At 74.5% G+C, this 16,554-nt stretch carries 11 protein-coding genes; 2 read left to right on the top strand and 9 right to left on the bottom strand.

Translation table 11 applies throughout. The annotated features are described in order from the left end of the window. Positions 1-34: 34 nt before the first annotated feature. The 4 genes from IF651_RS12995 to IF651_RS12980 form a co-directional block, all read right to left on the bottom strand. Entirely contained in the window at positions 35-1,888 is a 1,854-nt protein-coding gene (locus tag IF651_RS12995) for a protein kinase family protein (RefSeq protein ID WP_191829560.1), read from the bottom strand. Positions 1,889-2,008: 120 nt separating this feature from the next. Continuing rightward, positions 2,009-3,913 (bottom strand): murein biosynthesis integral membrane protein MurJ, encoded by a 1,905-nt coding sequence (murJ, locus tag IF651_RS12990; RefSeq protein ID WP_338403950.1) that lies wholly within the window; start codon positions 3,911-3,913, stop codon positions 2,009-2,011. Beyond that, on the bottom strand, positions 3,910-6,018 hold the full coding sequence (locus IF651_RS12985) for a DUF6049 family protein (protein WP_191829559.1): 2,109 nt from the start codon (positions 6,016-6,018) through the stop codon (positions 3,910-3,912). Before IF651_RS12985 ends, murJ begins: the two co-directional genes overlap by 4 nt. Further along, positions 6,015-6,695, bottom strand: coding sequence for an NUDIX hydrolase (locus IF651_RS12980; protein ID WP_191829558.1), 681 nt, complete (start codon positions 6,693-6,695; stop codon positions 6,015-6,017). The genes IF651_RS12985 and IF651_RS12980 overlap by 4 nt, the downstream gene beginning before the upstream one ends. A gap of 129 nt (positions 6,696-6,824) precedes the next feature. Between IF651_RS12980 and IF651_RS12975 the strand changes: the two genes are divergently transcribed. Continuing rightward, positions 6,825-8,303: a CCA tRNA nucleotidyltransferase gene (locus IF651_RS12975; RefSeq protein WP_422110487.1), complete on the top strand. Its 1,479-nt coding sequence runs from the start codon at positions 6,825-6,827 to the stop codon at positions 8,301-8,303. Positions 8,304-8,392: 89 nt separating this feature from the next. On the opposite strand, the gene IF651_RS12970 is transcribed toward IF651_RS12975, so the two are convergent. From IF651_RS12970 to IF651_RS12950, 5 genes are all read right to left on the bottom strand, one after another. Then, positions 8,393-9,964, bottom strand: a complete 1,572-nt coding sequence (locus tag IF651_RS12970; RefSeq protein ID WP_338403948.1) for an MDR family MFS transporter — start codon at positions 9,962-9,964, stop codon at positions 8,393-8,395. Positions 9,965-10,280: 316 nt separating this feature from the next. Further along, entirely contained in the window at positions 10,281-11,657 is a 1,377-nt protein-coding gene (locus tag IF651_RS12965; protein WP_338403947.1) for a M20 family metallopeptidase, read from the bottom strand. A 74-nt stretch (positions 11,658-11,731) separates the two neighbouring features. Then, positions 11,732-13,072 (bottom strand): MFS transporter, encoded by a 1,341-nt coding sequence (locus IF651_RS12960; RefSeq protein ID WP_191829557.1) that lies wholly within the window; start codon positions 13,070-13,072, stop codon positions 11,732-11,734. Positions 13,073-13,082: 10 nt separating this feature from the next. Beyond that, complete coding sequence (locus IF651_RS12955) at positions 13,083-13,859, bottom strand: hypothetical protein (RefSeq protein WP_191829556.1); 777 nt, start codon at positions 13,857-13,859, stop codon at positions 13,083-13,085. Next, positions 13,856-15,178 (bottom strand): right-handed parallel beta-helix repeat-containing protein, encoded by a 1,323-nt coding sequence (locus tag IF651_RS12950; RefSeq protein ID WP_191829555.1) that lies wholly within the window; start codon positions 15,176-15,178, stop codon positions 13,856-13,858. Before IF651_RS12950 ends, IF651_RS12955 begins: the two co-directional genes overlap by 4 nt. Positions 15,179-15,210: 32 nt before the next feature. On the opposite strand from IF651_RS12950, the gene IF651_RS12945 reads away from it, so the two are divergent. Then, on the top strand, positions 15,211-16,449 hold the full coding sequence (locus IF651_RS12945; RefSeq protein ID WP_191829554.1) for a Dyp-type peroxidase: 1,239 nt from the start codon (positions 15,211-15,213) through the stop codon (positions 16,447-16,449). Positions 16,450-16,554: the final 105 nt, after the last annotated feature.

Here is a 16,554-nt window from a genome sequence, read left to right as displayed (position 1 = left end):
TGTTCCATGACGGGTTCTGCCGTGCACCGACGTATCAGGACAGCAGGATCTCGTTCAGCTCGACGCGGTTCTCCCCGGCGGCGTTCTGCGGCAGCTCGGTGAACCAGAGCACGAGCGAGGCGGTCTCCGTGCCCGCAGGGAGCTCGAACTCCACGCCGGGGCTGAGCGGTCCGGACGCGAGCACCTTGCCCGACGTCGGGTCGTCCACGTCGCTGGCTCGGATCTCGACGTTGCCTCCGGAGACCGCCGTGTCGAGGACGACGGTGGTGACCGGTGCCTTCTCCTCGAGCGAGATCGCGTAGCCCACGCCCTTGTCGCGCAGGCCGCCGAACTGCGGAGAGGTGTACTTGCGGGTGAACCAGAACGTCTCCGGCTGACCGTCGTACGCACGCTGGACCGCCTCGGGGTGCTCGCCCTCGTTGCTGGGGTCGAGCGCGTCGCCCTCCGGATCGAGAGCGGTGCCTTGCGCGATGACGGGGCGGACCTCCGGTGCCGGCTCGGGCTCCGCGGGTTCCTCGTCGCCCGTCGAACCGGTGTCCTCGCCGTCGGGGGCCGGCGCGTCCTCGTCGGTGCCCGCGGTGCTGCGTCCCTCGGACTGCAGAGGCGGCTCGAACCCCTCGAACGCCGTGTTCGTCGCCCAGTAGACCCCGAACCCGACGAGGCCCAGCACCAGGACGATCACGAAGGGGGTGGCGTTGAACCTCCGCGGGCCACGTCGGGGTGGCGGCGCAGGAGGGGGCGGCCCGACGGCCGACCCGTCGGGCGCCGTGGGTGCCGACTGCCCGACGTCGAGGGCTGCGGTCTCACCGGGAGCAGGAGGCGGCGCGTACGCCGCCGCCGCGTAGGGTGCGGGCGCCGTCGGGGCCGTCGCGGTGGCCGCCGCCGCACCGGCGCCCGCCGCCACGGGGACCGAGCTCACGCGGCGGATGCGGCCCGTGCTCGGGCGTCGTACCGGGGCCGCGGGGGGTGGGGTGCCGGGGGGAGAGGACGCGCCGCCGTCGAACACGCTGCGGACCGACTGGCGGCTGACGCCCGGCGAGCCGGCCGGGACGAAGTCCGGGATCGCCGCGACGACGGACACCTCTCCCCAGGGCTCGAGCGCCGCCACGACGTCGGCGGGCTGGGCGGGACCCTCGCCCGACAGGTCACGTGTCCAGTCCTCGCCGTCCCCCGCGACGGTCCGGAACGTCTGGGCGCAGAGCGTGTCGAGGTCCTGCGGGACGTCGTAGCGCACGCTCGACAACCGGACGGTGCCGTCGTCGTCGCGCTGCGCAGGCAGGGGGTGGACCACCGCGTCCTGGATCCAGGGGACGTCGAGTGCCGGCCCGGGCCACCGCGCGGTCATCGCGTAGTACAGGAGCGAGACGAGGCCCACCGCGTCGGCGCGCGACGTGCGCACGGGATCGCCCTGGTCCTGGCCGGCGATCCCGGCGTCGATCCCGAGCCCCGTCACGACGACGCGGCTGCCGTCGATCCGCACGCAGTCGGGGCGCAGCGCGAGGTGGTGGACGCCGCGGCGTCGCGCCGTCTCGAGGGCCGACGCCGCCTCGCCGACCAGGGCGCGCGCCTGCTGCGGGTCGACGATGCCGCCCGCGACGACCTCGCTGAGGGTCAGGCCCGTGAAGGGCTCGGTCACGACGTACGCCACGTCGTCCTCGGTACCGACGTCCAGCACGCGGGTGAGGCGCTGGTCGGACACGAGCGCCGCGCGGCGCGCGGAGTCGAGCGCCTCGGCGACGCGCGGGCCGGCGACGAGCGAGACCCGGACGTCGCGGTCCAGGATCTGGTCGTGCGCGGTCCACGCAGAGACATCCGCGAGATCGGACGGGGCGGGCGCGTCCAGGCGGTAGCGCGCGACGAGAACGGTTCCAGGGGCCACGCCGTTCACCGGACCTCCTCCGCGGGTGTGTTGGGCAGCACCACCACATGGTACGCGGGACCGGATTGCCGGTATCGCGACGACGCGGCCGGACGGGCCACCAGGTGCTCCGGTGCGGTCATCGGCTGCTCATCGCCTCAGCAGCCGCCGCGCCCTGCCCACGATCGGGGCGGCCAGCTCGTCGAGCTCGCGGACCCGCAGGAGCCTGAGCAGGACGACGTAGACCGTGACCATCACGATCCCGGCGACGGCGACGACCACGGCCGCCTCCCACCAGGACAGGCCGTAGATCGAGCCCAGGACCTGGGCGAAGACCTGGAGCACTCCCCACCCGGCCCCCGCGCTGGCGAGCGCTGCGAGGATCGCCTTGACGTGCATGCGCACGATCCGGGGACCGTCCAGCCCGCGCAGGGTGCGCCGCAGCCCGGCGGTGCGGAGCGCGACCGCGACGATGTTGGACAGGCTCATCGCCGCCGCGACGCCGACGACCCACCAGTGCGGATCGAGCGTCCGCGTGGCCAGCCACGACACGCCGACGAGCACGACCGTGCCCGGGACCTGGATCCAGAAGACCGTCCGGCCGTCCTCGAACGCGTAGTACACCCACTTCATGAGCACCATGCCGCCGAGCGGCACCAGTCCGAACGCCATGGCGACGAGGACCTGCGCCACCGCCTGGCCCGAGGCGGCGGTGACGGTCGGGACCAGCAGCTTGGTGATCGGGAGGGCGAGGACGACGAGGACGGCGGTGGCGAGGACGGTGAAGACCCCGACCGTCCGCACACCTCGCGACAGGTCGTACCGCACGCGCGCGACGTCGCCCGCGTGCGCCGCCGCGCTCATCCCCGTGAACAGGGCGGTCGCGATCGAGACGGTGACGAGGGAGTGGGGGAGGAGGTAGATCATGAGGGCCTGCGTGTAGGCCGCGTTGCCGGCGACGGTGAGGGTGTCCGTGAACGCGCCGGGCACGGCGGTCACCAGCCCGGTCGCCACGCCCTGCCCGGCGGCGTCGCCCGCGCCGGCGCCGAACGTGGCGGCGAGGGCGGCCCGTGGCGCCTCGGACGCGAAGCGTGTCGTGAAGAGCACGCCCACCTGTTCGAGGATGACGGCGGCGAAGGTCCACAGCGCGACCTGCCCCGCGGACCGCAGCCCGATCCCGTGCACACCGAGCCGCGCGTGCCAGCGGAAGCCGGACCGCCACAGCGGGACGACGAGGATGAGCGCCTGGGAGGCGACACCGAGAGTCGCCGTGCCGGCGAGGAGGGCGATCTTGGCGGCGTCCCACTGCGCGAGGTCGTCGGTGCTGCCGATCGCGTAGGGGCCGTAGACGGCGATGAAGGCGCCGAACCCGATGATCGACACGACGTTGTTCAGCGCCGGCGCCCACATGAACGGGCCGAACTGCCCGCGCGCGTTCAGGACCTGCCCGAGCAGCGTGTACAGGCCGTAGAAGAAGAGCTGCGGGGTGCACCAGAACGCGAACGCGACGGCGAGCGCCGTCTGCGGGGACGTCCAGCCGGGACCGGACATGATGGCGACCAGGATGCTCGCCCCCGCGGTGAGGAGCGCGGAGATCGCGAGCAGGGTGACGCCGGAGAGGGTGAGGAGCTTGTCGAGGCGCTCCTGCGTGTTGCGCGCACGGTAGGCGCGCACGATCTGCGGGACGAGGACGGCGTTGAGCACCCCGCCCGCGAGGATCGCGAAGAGCACGTTGGGGATCTTGTTCGCGATGTCGAACGCGTCGGCGACGAGACCGGTCGTCCCGATCGCCGCGACGAGCAGGACGTTGCGCACGAGCCCGAGGGCACGCGAGACGAACGTCCCGGAGGCCATGAGCGCGGACGAGCGGCCGAGGCCGCCCGAGGACGAGGCCGTGGGGGGCGGTGGTGGCACGTCACCCTCGGCGACGTCGTCGGGCGGGCCGGCGGCGGCGGGATCGCCCGCGATCGTGCCCTCGCTCGACGGCGGCGCGCCGGTGCGAGCACGCCGACCGGCACCGGAGGACCGCGCGTGGCGGGGAGCGCTCGGCGTCACGACTCCTCCTCGGTCCCCGCGGTGCGGCGCGGTGAGCGGCCGCGCCGGACGGTGCGCCAGATCCCGGCGAGCAGCCCGACGGCGAGCAGCCCGGCGACGACCACGGTGCCCACGGACTCCCAGTCGGCACGCACGCGCACGACGAGATCCTGCGGGTCCGCGACCCGCACCTGCGGGTCCGCCGCGCTCACGAGCTCGACCGCCACGGTGACGTTGCCGCTGCCGAACGCCTCGACGGGCACGGGGACGGTGACCTCCTCGCCCGCGGGGACGGACGCGGTAGGACGTTGCGTCACCTGGAGCTGCTGCCCGTCCGGGCGGAGCACGACCTGCACGACGACGTCCTCCGGGAGCTGGTTGTACACCTGGACGGGCAGGTTCTCCGACTCGGCGATGAACGTGATGGTCGATCCCAGCTGCAACGAGATCTTGCCCGTCGTGGTCGCGACCGCACGCTGCACGTCCTGGACCGCACGCGTGCGGTTCTCGGGATCGGCGCGGTAGGCCACCGAGGTCGGGGTCACGAACCGCGGCTCGAGGGGTCTGGTGAGGGCGGCCGGCTCGACGGCGACGCTCGCGAACTCGGCGAGCTCCGCGCGGGACTCGCCGAGCTCGCCGAGCTCGGCGGCGGGCATCTCGGTCTCCGCGGTGGCGACGTCGGGCAAGGCCGCGCGGTCGACCGCGGGGACGGGCGCGGACAGCATCTCGGACACGGGCGCGACCTCGACCCACGGCGCGTCGCCGAGGACGTCCAGCTTCGCGGAGAGCGCGGCGGGGTCGGGCTCCCAGGTCCGGTCCAGCGCGGCGAGCACGTACCGGGTCTCCGCGGGTCGTTCGCGCGCCACGACCGCGGTCTCCGCGAGCAGACGCTGCGACGTGGCGAGGTCGTCCCCTGCGGCGACGAGGCTCGTGACGGTCGGGTCCGCGACGAGGGCCGTCACCTCGCCGGCCGTCGTCGAGACCCGGGCGAGCCCGGTAGGGGTGTAGGTCAGCGCGTCGTCGGGCGCGAGCCCGCCCCCGCCCACGACGACGGCCGTGGCGCCCGACGACGCGGCGAGCGTCGTCGTCTCCACGTCCGGGACGGGGTCGGCGGGCCAGGCGAGGTCCGTGCGCCACTCCGGTGGCGTGCCCTGCGCGTCCGACGCCGCTGGCTCGGGGTCCGAGCCGGGCAGGGGCGTCCCGCGGGGAAGGTCTGCACCGGCGCGCGCGTACGCCGCCAGGTCCGGGTCGTACGCCTCGAGGGCGAACGTCGTGCGGTCGGCGGTCGCCGCGTCCAGGGACGCGGCCCAGTCCTCGACCGCAGGGTCGGCCGACGCTGCGGCGGCGGCGACCAGGGCAGGATCGACGGCCCAGCCCACCTGCGTCGTCGTCCCGGTCGCGGCGAGGAGCCTCCCGAGGCGGCCGGACTCCGCGGTCGCCGCGGCCAACGCGTCGTCGTACGTCTGGGCGTCCGGGTCCACGGCCGGGCCGGTGACGGCCGCCAGGACGCTCAGCCGCAGCGGCTCGACGTCGCCCGGCGGGGCACCGACCACGAACGTCCTGGTCGCGGCGACGCGGGACCCGGCGTCGGTCACGACGACGACGATCCCGCGCGGGCCCCAGTCGCTGCCCGCGACGATCCCCAGCCGGTCCGCGGGGACGGAGAGGGGGACGTCGACCGAGTCGCCCGGGGCGATCGGGTCGAGGGACTCGTCCGCGACCCGGTACCCGGTCCGGCCGACGACGCCGGCCTCCACCCAGCCGTCGAGAGACGAGCGTGTGTCGAGCGAGCGGCGGTCGACGCCGAGGAACGCCGCGGGCGCCGCGACGGCCGCGGTCCCCGCGTTGGTCACGCGCACCGTCAGGTCGAGCGTGTCGTCGGGCGTGAGCACGCCGGGGCTCAGGGTGAGGAGCTGCACGGTGACGCCCGGCTCGTCCGTGGCGCTGCCCAGCGCGCCCGACGCCGCGGGGTCGGCCAGCGCGGGCCCGCCCGTGGGGAGCAGGGCGAGACCACCGAGGAGGACCGCGGTCAGGAACCGGAGCACCACGGGCCACGCGGACGTGGCGGAGCGGACCGGCGTCGACGCGCGGGTGGCGCGCACGCCGCGCGAGGCGGTGGACGTCATGAGGGGTCGGGGAAGCTCCGTGGGCCGGGCAGGCGGACGATCGTCCGGGTCACCCTACTCTCGACCGTGGTGCGCAACCTGGTCGGACGACCCGCGAGGACGTTCTGCGCGACGAGCGCGATGCGGCGCTCGTTCGGGTACGCGAGACGGGCCGCGAGGTCGTCCACGGCGATCCAGGCGACGTCCTCGGCCTCGCCGTCGGGGTCGCCCTCGACGGTCAGGTACCCGCCGGTCGCGCGGAGCAGGAAGTGGTGGACCACCTTGTGCACGCGACGGTCGGACCCGGTGAACCAGTAGTCGATGACGCCGAGCGGGACCTGGACCGCGCCGTCGATCCCCGTCTCCTCCGCGATCTCGCGCACGGCGGCCTGCGCCGGGGTCTCCGTCCCCTCGAGATGGCCCTTCGGCAGGCACCACTCGAGGCGTCCACCGCGGTTGCGCCGCGCGATGACGGCGGCGTGGGGCCGTCCGTCGTCCACCTCGATCACCAGACCGCCGGCGGACTCCTCCTCCACGACGGGCAGCGGAGCGGGCGTCGGGGCCTGGCGGGCGTCGGGGTCGATGCGCAGCGGGTGGCCCCCGGGGGGCGAGGGAACGGGGAAGGAGCGGGCCCGACCGTCAGCGCGCGAGCTCCCCGGTTCCCTCCGGGGCTCGTCGGCGTGCGCTGGGGTGGACATGCAGCAACTTTACCGAGTGCGACGCGTCGCGTCGGGACGCGGCCCCGCGCCCGGCGTCCGACCGGGCCGCCACGCGGCCGTCGGCGCACCGCGGACCGCGGGGATCTGGCAGGCTTGGACGTCGTGCCCATACCTTCCGAACTCCCGTCTCCCGGCGCTGCGCTCGAGCTCCAGCGTCGCGCCCTCGGCGTGCTCACCGAGATGGCACCCGCAGCGGTCGAGCTCGGAGAGGTCTTCCGCGCGGCCGGCCACGAGCTCGCGCTCGTCGGCGGCCCCGTGCGGGACGCGTTCCTCGGGCGCGCGAGCAACGACCTGGACTTCGCGACGTCCGCGTCTCCCGACGAGACCCAGACCCTGCTCGCGCGGTGGGGCGACGCGCACTGGGACATCGGCAAGGAGTTCGGCACGATCGGTGCGAAGAGGTTCTCGCCCGAGATCGTCGTCGAGGTGACGACGTACCGCACGGACGAGTACGACCCGACGTCGCGCAAGCCGGTGGTCGCGTTCGGCGACACGCTCGACGGGGACCTGTCGCGCCGCGACTTCACGGTCAACGCGATGGCGGTCCGCGTACCGGACATGACGTTCGTGGACCCGTTCGACGGACTGACGGACCTGGCCCGGCGCGTGCTGCGCACGCCGATCGCGCCGGAGCGGTCGTTCGACGACGACCCGCTGCGCATGATGCGCGCCGCACGGTTCGCGGCCCAGCTCGGCTTCTCGGTCGAACCGGGGACGCTCGCAGCGGTGGTCGCGATGTCCTCGCGCATCGAGATCGTGTCCGCCGAGCGGGTGCAGGTCGAGCTGACCAAGCTGGTGTGCGGGGACGAGCCGCGGCGCGGGCTCGAGGTGCTCGTGGACACGGGCCTCGCCGACCACGTGCTGCCCGAGCTGCCGGCCCTGCAGCTCGAGATCGACGAGCACCACCGGCACAAGGACGTCTACCAGCACTCGCTGACGGTGCTGGACCAGGCGATCGCGCAGGAGACCGGCCCGGACGGGGCGGTGCCGGCACCGGACCTCGTGCTGCGGCTCGCGTCGTTGCTGCACGACGTCGGCAAGCCGGCCACGCGTCGGTTCGAGGACGGCGGGGGCGTGAGCTTCCACCACCACGAGGTGGTCGGCGCGAAGCTGGTGGCGAAGCGGCTCAAGGCCCTGCGGTACGAGAAGCAGGTGGTCAAGGACGTCGCGCGCCTGGTGGAGCTGCACCTGCGGTTCCACGGGTACGGCGACGGCGCGTGGTCCGACTCGGCCGTGCGGCGCTACGTGACCGACGCGGGCCCGCTGCTCGAGCGGCTGCACCGGCTGACGCGGGCCGACAGCACGACGCGCAACCGGCGCAAGGCACAGCGGCTGCGCGAGTCCTACGACGACCTCGAGCGTCGCATCGCGGAGCTCCGCGCGAAGGAGGAGCTCGACGCGGTGCGCCCGGACCTCGACGGCGAGCAGATCATGCAGGCGCTCGGCATCGCTCCCGGCCCGGTCGTGGGCCGTGCGTACCGGTACCTGCTCGAGCGGCGCCTGGACCGCGGCCCGGTCGCGGCGGACGTCGCCCGCGAGGACCTCCTGGCCTGGTGGGCCACCCAGCCGGAGTCGTCGTCGTCATGACTCCTGGCGCCTCGGCCTGCCGCTGACCAGGCGGTCGCGGCTCGTCCTCGGAGCGGGACGTGCCACGACCGCCTGGTCGACCACGGGTCTCAGCGGGAGACCGGGGCGTCCTGCACCGGGGCCGACGGGAGCGGGGCCGGGTCGGCCCGCAGCGGCTCGTCCGTGACGTCGACGGGATCGACGGTCGATCCGCCGTGCGGGTGCGGGGCGCCGTCCTGCTCGACCGGCTTGGACAGCGTGGTCGCGACGACCGCGGCCACGAGCGCGACGACCGCACCGACCATGAAGGCCGTGTCGATCCCGCCGGCGAGGGCGGAGGTCTCGGACTCGCCGCCGGCCTCGAGGCCGCGGGCCGCCGTGGACATGATCGCGACGAAGATCGCGGTCCCGGCCGCACCCGCGAGCTGCTGCAGCGTGGCGAGCGTCGCCGAGCCGTGCGCGTACATGTCCGGGCGCACCGACGACAGCGCCGTGGTGAACAACGGAGTGAACACGAACGCCAGGCCGAGGCTGAGCACGACGTGCGCGACGAGCACGTTCCACGCCGGGGAACCCTCGTGGACGCGCGTGAGCAGGAACATCGCGGTCGCGACGGCGAGCAGCCCCGGGACGGCGAGCGGGCGCGGACCGAACCGGTCGTAGAGGCGGCCGACGCCGGGCGACAGGACGCCCATGAGGATGCCTCCGGGAAGCATCGTGAGGCCGGTCTGGAGCGTCGTGAGTCCCAGGACGTCCTGCAGGAGCATCGGCAGGAGGATGATGACGCCGAACATCGCCACCATGCCGGTGGCGAGGATGCCGAGGCCGGTGGAGAACCCGCGCGAGCGGAACACCCGCAGGTCGAGCAGCGCGTCGTCGTGCTTCTGCAGCGAGAGCTGGCGCAGCCCGAACAGGACGAGGAGCACGGCACCGGCCGCGAGCGGGGCCCACAGGGGAACACCGGGGAGACCGGCTCCGCCCTGCGCGCTCTCGCCGAACGCCGACATGCCGTACACGAGCCCGCCGAACGCGCCGACGGCGAGCAGCACGGACAGCAGGTCGAGGTGCGCTTGTGTACGTTCCGCCGTGTTGCGGACGTACCGGGTACCGATCGCGAACGCGATCAGGGCGATGGGGAGCACGACGCCGAACGTCCAGCGCCAGCTCGCGATCTCGATCACGGCGCCGGACATGGTCGGGCCGAGCGCGGGAGCGACGGAGATGACGAGCGACACGTTCCCCATGACCTGGCCGCGGCGCGCTGCGGGAACGAGCGTCATGACCGTGGTCATGAGCAGCGGGAACAGCACCGCCGTCCCCGAGGCCTGCAGCACGCGGGCTCCGAGCAGGACGCCGAACGTCGGCGCGAGCGCAGCGAGCAGCGTGCCGACGCTGAAGATCGACATCGCGGTGAGGTAGGCGACCCGGGTCCCGACGCGCCCGATGAACCAGCCCGTCGTCGGGATCACGACCGCCATCGTGAGCAGGAACGCCGTCATGAGCCACTGGCCCGACGCGGCGGTGACGCCGAACTCGTCCATGATCACCGGGACGGCGACGCTCATCGTGGTCTCGTTGAGGATCGCGACGAACGTGGAGACCAGCAGCAGCGCGATCACGAGGAAGTTCTGGCGGGAGAGCGTGCCGGGAGGTGCGTGCGTGGTGGTCGGAGATGCTGTCACGGGTGGGCTCCGCTCGCGTGGGTGGGCGCGCCGGTCGCGTTCCGGGCCGGCGGTGGGCAGGTCGGACGGTGTGCGCGCGGTGGCGCGGCCGTCGTCGGGTCGGTCGTGGGGAGGTCCGCGTGACGTGCGGCAGTCCGGACGGACACCGCGCTCGGCGCGCTGTCCGTACCCTGTACGACCACGAACGATCCTGCGTTATTCCCTCCTGACCTGACGACTTCTTTTCGGTACCGAAGTCATCGGCCGTCGCGGCACCGGCCTCGGCACGGTGGTGGGTGCAGGTCGCGGGTCGGGACCGGTCGGGACCGGCACGGGCTCAGTCGAAGTAGCGCGGCACGTCGACGGGTCCGCCCTGCGCGGTGAACTCCCGGGCGACCGCGTCCTGCAGCTCCGGGTCGCACAGGTAGTCCAGCGCGGTCTGCGCGAGACCGGCGGCCCCGTCGAGGGCCGCGACCTCGGCCGCCCGCCCGCCCGCCGCCCGGGCGAACTCCACGGTGTGCAGGGCGACGTCCGGTGCGGAGACCTGGATGAGCGGGTGGATCCCGGGAACGCGGAAGCTGACGTTGCCGAAGTCCGTCGACGCCGCGAGCGTCTCCGAGACGACCCCGCCCGGGAGCACGTCCCGGCCGCGCCGCCGCTGCGCGGCGACCCACCGCCGGGTCAGGGCCTGGTTGGTGCGCACCGGCAGGGACGGGTGCGCGCCGTCGTCCCAGTCGATGCGGACCTCGGTACCCGTCATGAGAGCGGCCCCGCGTGCGACGTCGTCGAGACGCGACGACAGGTCACGCAGCGTGTCGGCGTACTTGGAGCGCGCGTACAGGTGCATGACGGCCCGCTCGGTGATGATGCTGGGCCGGGTCCCGCCCTCGGCGATCGTGGCGTGCACCCGGTCGGACGGCGGCATCTGCTGCCGCAGGAGGCCGATCCCCTGGTAGGCCAGGTGCGCGGCGTCGAGCGCGTTGCGACCCATGAACGGCTGCGCCGACGCGTGCGCCGCGCGCCCGGTGAACGTCCACGTCAGCAGGCGCCGGCCGAGCCACACCTGGTCGGCGACGTCGACCCCGTACGGGTGCACCATGATCGCCGCGTCGACGTCGTCGAACGCGCCCGCCCGGGCCAGGACCTCCTTGCCGCTGTGCCCCTCCTCGGCGGGCGTGCCGAGCAGCACGACCCGGCCCGGCACCGGCCCGTCGCTCCCCGGCCGGCCCGCACCACGCAGCCCGCCACCCAGAACGTCGCGCAACGCGAGGAACGCGCCGACCCCCGCGGCGGCGATGACGTTGTGCCCGCAGGCGTGCCCGATCCCGGGCAGCGCGTCGTACTCCGCACAGATCGCGATGGTGGGACCGTCCCCGGTCCCGAGCTCGGCGCGGAACGCGGTGGGCACGCCGTGTGCGCCCGCCTCGACGGCGATCCCGTGGGACGCGACCAGGTCGACCAGCAGGCGCGCGCTGTCGTGCTCGGCGAACGCGGTCTCGGGATGCTCGTGCAGGGTGTGGACGACCCGGACGAGGTCCGGCCCCAGGCCCGCGACCGCCGTCTCGACGGCATCGCGCAGGGGCTCGGGCGTCGCGACGGCGGGCCCGGGGTCGACGGCGGCCCCTCCCGGTCCGACCGCCGCCCGACGGCGTTCCTCGGTCTCGGCGGCGACGTGATCGAGGTACGCGGTGCTGGGCGGGGGCAGGTCTGTCACCCGGCCATCGTACGAACGCCGGCTCGCACGCGGCCGGTCGAGCCCGTCGAGGTCGGGCCGGGCGTGCCGTGCGGTCAGGCCCGGCCGTCCTGGGGCAGCGGCCGCCCGGGGGGTGCGGGGACGTCGTCGGGCATGCCTGCGGGTGCGGCGGTCCGTGCGCCGCGCAGCCACATCAGGAGCGCGGCGAGGACGTAGGCGACGGCGAGCGCGACGAACACCCCGCGCGACCACCCCTCGTCCGGGAGCGTGAACGCCGCGAGCGCGGCGGCGCCGACGAACGCCGCGTTGTAGAGCACGTCGTAGAACGCGAACGCGCGCCCGCGGTAGCCGTCCTCGGTGTCGCGCTGGACGATCGTGTCGACGGCGATCTTGGTCCCCTGGGCCGCGAGCCCCAGGAGCGCCGCCCCGACGTACACGACGGTTCGCGTCGGCTCGGTGAGGAACAGCAGCTGGCTCGCGGCGGCGAGGAGCAGCATGAGCGCGATCCACACCTGCGGTCCGGTGTAGCGGGACAGGGTCGGGGTCAGGACGACGGCGCCCGCCCCGCCGACCCCCGTGAGCCCGATGATCACGGCGAACGTCGCGAGACCGGCGTCCTGGGACTCGGGCGAGAGCAGGTTGCGCGCCATGAGGATCGACGCGATGAACACGACGCCGTACAGGAACCGGTGGGTCGCCATCGCCAGCAGCGCCTGCCCGGGGGTGCGCCGGCGCACGAGGTAGTGCGCGCCGTCGGCCAGCCCGGCCAGGACCTTGGCGATCTCGCTCGTCAACGCCGCCTCGGCAGGACGATCCGGTCCCAGCCGGGTGCGGCTCATCCGCAGCGCGAGCAGCGACGCCGCCCCGAACACGACCCCCGCGCACACGAGCGCGACCGAGTCCTTGACCCGTCCGGGCGGGAACGTGAGCCCGAGGACGAACCCGACGCCGCCCCCCAGGAACGCGGCGCCCGCACCCAGCGTGGGGGCGAGGGAGTTGGCGGTGAGCAGCAGGGGGCCGTCGACGACCCGCGGCATCCCTGCGGACAGCCCTGCCAGCAGGAACCGGTTGACGGACAGTGCTGCGAGGCCGACCGCGTAGATCCAGCCGCTCACCCCGCCGGTCAGCATCATCGCGGCCATGCCCAGGGCGAGGACCACGCGCACCGCGTTGCCCCACACGAGCACCTGGCGGCGCTGCCACCGGTCGAGGAACACGCCGGCGAACGGGCCGACGATCGTGAAGGGCGCGAGCATGACGGCGAAGGCCCCGGCGATCGCCGTCGCCGTCCCCTGCGACTCGGGGGAGAAGAACAGCAGGGACGCGAGGCCCACCTGGAACATGCCGTCGCCCGCCTGCGACACGAGCCGGACGGCGAACAGCTTGCGGAAGCCCTCCAGGCGCAGCAGCGCCCGCAGCTCCGAGATCACACCCACGGCGTCAAGGTTACGGTTCGACGAGAGCGTCGATGACCGGGACCTCGGTGGCCTGCGACGGCGTCAGGTCCACGACGAGCGGCACGTCGCGTCCGACGTCGGCCTCCACGCGGTGCAGCACGCCCTGGTCGTCGACGAACCAGCGCACCCGGTCGTCGCTGCCGCCCGTCGCGGCGGGTGCGGTGAACACGTCCACCGCGGTCCCGTCGATCTCCTGCGTCCCCACCCGCTGCGCGCCGTTCTGCCGCAGCAGCTGCGCGTTCTCCGGCCGGTCGGACGCCAGGTTGAGGATCACGACGAGGGCCGCGTCCAGCGGGTCGTCCGGGCCCAGGCCCGCGACGGTCCAGCCGTCGGCGGGCAGGGCCGTCGGGTCCGGGAGGTCGGCCGGGTCCAGCCCCGGGTCGTCGGCCGCCCCGACCGGGTAGAGCGCCTTCGCGGCGAGCGTCCACTGCAGCAGCGCGTGCTGCCCGTCGCTGGACTCGACGCGCGCGGAGGCGGCGTGGGCCTGCGTGTCCGCCGTCCCGTCGAGCCGCAGCGTCTGCCCCTCCACCGGGACGGTCGCGACCAGGTCGACGTAGTGCTGGTCGTAGACGTTGAACCGCGCCACGGCGAGCCGGTCCGCCTCGTCCTGGGTGACCGCCCGCGGTGCGTCGTCCCGGCTGCCCGACGGCGCGTCGTCGGGCCCCGAGGTGCAGGCCCCCAGGGCGGTGGCCGCCGCGACCACGAGCCCGACGCCGGTCGCGCGCCGCCGCGTGCGGCCGCGTCGCACGACGGGGTCCGGCCTCACGAGCGGGCCCGGTCGGCGAGGAGGTCTGCGGCGGGGACGCCGGTCGCGGCGATGGCGTCGGCGTCGACCGCGGGGGCGCGGGCCCCCGGCGCCGCGTCGAGGTCGGCCGCGGTCATCGAGGGCTGCTCCGGTGGCGCGGGCACGTCGCGGAACGAGATGCCGGGTGGCGCCTCGGGCAGGTCGAGCGCCCCGCCGGGAGCGCGCGTCCCGCCGTCGGGGCAGGGCCAGAGGTCGAGCAGGTCCGCGGGGAGCGTGGTGTCGAGCGTGTTGTCCGCCGCGCAGCTCCCCGCGCCGGGCGCGCGCTCGCTGCCCGTGTAGGCGAGATCCACGCCGTTGCCGCGGGCGACGTTGCCCTCGATGCGGTTGCCGTCCGGCGCGAGGTCCTCGGTCGAGGCGATCCAGATGCCTGCGGCGGGGTTGTCCTCGACGCGGTTGCGCGCGACGACGTCGTCCTGCCCGCCCGTGACCGCGACGCCCACCCCGAACACGCCGTTCGCCTCCGCGGGCGTCTGTGCCTGCGCGTTGTCGCTGACGACGTTCCCCGCGAAGGTCGTGCCGTGCTGCGGCACGAACGCCTCCTGGTAGTCCGACAGCAGCGACGCCCCCACCCGGTTGTCCGTGAACCTGTTGCCCACGACCGTCACGGAGTCGCTCGCGTTCGTCTGCTCGTAGCCCACCGCGTTGTGCTCCGCCACGTTGCCGCGCACGACGATCCGGCAGTCCCGGCACTGGCCCACGTAGAACCCGGAGTCCGCGTGCCCCGACGCATAGCTGTCCTCGATCACGCCGTCGTTCGCGTCGAACGCGTACACGCCGTAGAGCCCGTTGTTGTACGTCGTCACGGACCGCACCGCGAAACCCTGCAGCGGCGGGAACTCCTCGGGGTCGAGCCGCGTGTACCCGTCGCTGCCCGCCGCGAGGCCGCCGTCCGCCGTCAGGCCCGTGACGAGGATCCCGTTGAGGTTGTGGCCCCGCACCGTGAGGTTCTCCACCGTCACGCCCGGGGCCGTCACGACGATCCCGTTGCCCCGGACCTGGCCGCCGTCGATCACCACGCCGTTGCGGTCCGTCCCGCGCAGCGTGAGGTTCGGCGTACGAATCTGCACGCTCTCGGTGTACGTTCCCGGTCCCACGACGACGACATCGCCGTCGGCCGCCTGGTCCACCGCTTCCTGGATGGTGGGCACGTCCGCGGGCACCCTGACGTCCCCGCTCCCCGCGTCGGCGTCGGGCAGCTCCTCACCGCCGTCCGGGGAGCAGGCCCCGAGCAGCAGCACCGCGGCGAGCACGGCCGCGGGCACGAGTCGGGAACGACGCATGGCCCGACCCTACCGACGCCTACCCTCGTCCCATGACCTCAGCGGGCCAGGGCACCGAGGACGAGGACACCGGGGACGCGCCGGGTGCCAGCCGGCGCCAGTTCCTCGCGCGGTCCTTCGTCGTCGGCGGCGTCGGACTGGCCGGCGCAGCCGTCGGCACGGTCGCGGGCCGCGAGACGGCCCCCGCCACCGGACCTGGCCAGGCCCGTCCCGACGGCGGCGGCCCCGACGAGGGGACCGCGACGGCTCGCGTCGCGGCCCAGGGGACGCACCAGGGCGGCGTCGTGCGTCCGCACGCGATCCAGCGGCACGCGGAGGTCGTCACCCTCGACGTGACCGACCCGACCGCTCTCGCGGACCGGCTCGACGTCGTCGGGCAGACGATCGCCGACCTCGCCGACGGGACCTCCCGGGCGCTCGCGGGACTCGGGCCGGCGCGGCTGACCGTCACGGTCGGGGTCGGTCCGCGCGTGGTCGCCGCCCTGCTCGGTGCCGACACCCCGGCCGCGACCGAGCTGCCCGCCTTCGGGCGGGACGACCTCACCGACGCGACGACCGGAGGTGACGTGGTCGTCCTGGTCCGCGCCGACGACGGCGTGGTCGTCGCGCTGGCGCGCGACGCCGTCGTGCGGGCCCTGACGGCCGGGGGCGGTGTCTCCGAGCGCTGGAGCGTCCACGGGTTCGTCGTGCCGCGCGACGAGTCGGGGGACGCGCCGGCGCCGCGCAACGTCGTCGGCTTCCACGACGGGCTCAGCATCCCGCGCACCGCCGCGGACGTCGATGCCGCCGTCTGGCTGGACGGGGCGCTCGCGGGCGCGACGACGTTCGTCGTGCGGAAGATGCCCCTGGACACCGCCGCGTTCACGGCGCTGCCGGTGGCCGACCAGGAGGCCGCCGTCGGGCGCGTGCGCGCCACGGGCGCGCCCCTGTCGGGTGGTGACGCGACGACGGAGCCCAACATCCATGCCAAGGACGACGCCGGGAACCTCCTCATCCCGCGCGACGCGCACGTCTCGCGCGCGCACCCGCTGCCCGCGGGCCTGGACACGCTCATGCTGCGGCGCAGCTACTCGTTCTCCGACGGCGGCGAGCAGGGCGCGCTGTTCATGTCCTTCCAGCGGGACCTGGACACGTTCGTCCGCACCCAGCTCCGGCTCGACGAGGCCGACGCCCTGACGTCCCTGGCGCGCACGACGGCGTCCGGCGCGTTCCTCGTCCTCCCCGGGTTCACCCCGGACCGGCCGCTCGGGACGGTTCTGCGCCCCTCCTGACGTATGTCGGATCGTTACCCCATCTCGCCCGTGCCTCGGTGGCCGGAAGGGGCGTCATGGCGCATGGTAGGTCTCGAACCATCGGTGGGCGCGATCACATGGGGG

This window comes from Cellulosimicrobium arenosum (assembly GCF_014837295.1).
GTDB lineage: Bacteria > Actinomycetota > Actinomycetes > Actinomycetales > Cellulomonadaceae > Cellulosimicrobium > Cellulosimicrobium arenosum.
The sequence above is the reverse complement of the archived record's forward strand: the minus strand, read 5'-3'. Positions and strand labels throughout refer to the sequence as shown.

What these genes read in the sequence shown, in the direction of transcription:
- IF651_RS12985 (WP_191829559.1), bottom strand. Translation starts at nt 6,018, where the DNA reads ATGACGTCCACCGCCTCGCGCGGCGTGCGCGCCACCCGCGCGTCGACG.
- IF651_RS12980 (WP_191829558.1), bottom strand. Translation starts at nt 6,695, where the DNA reads ATGTCCACCCCAGCGCACGCCGACGAGCCCCGGAGGGAACCGGGGAGC.
- IF651_RS12950 (WP_191829555.1), bottom strand. Translation starts at nt 15,178, where the DNA reads ATGCGTCGTTCCCGACTCGTGCCCGCGGCCGTGCTCGCCGCGGTGCTG.
- IF651_RS12945 (WP_191829554.1), top strand. Translation starts at nt 15,211, where the DNA reads ATGACCTCAGCGGGCCAGGGCACCGAGGACGAGGACACCGGGGACGCG.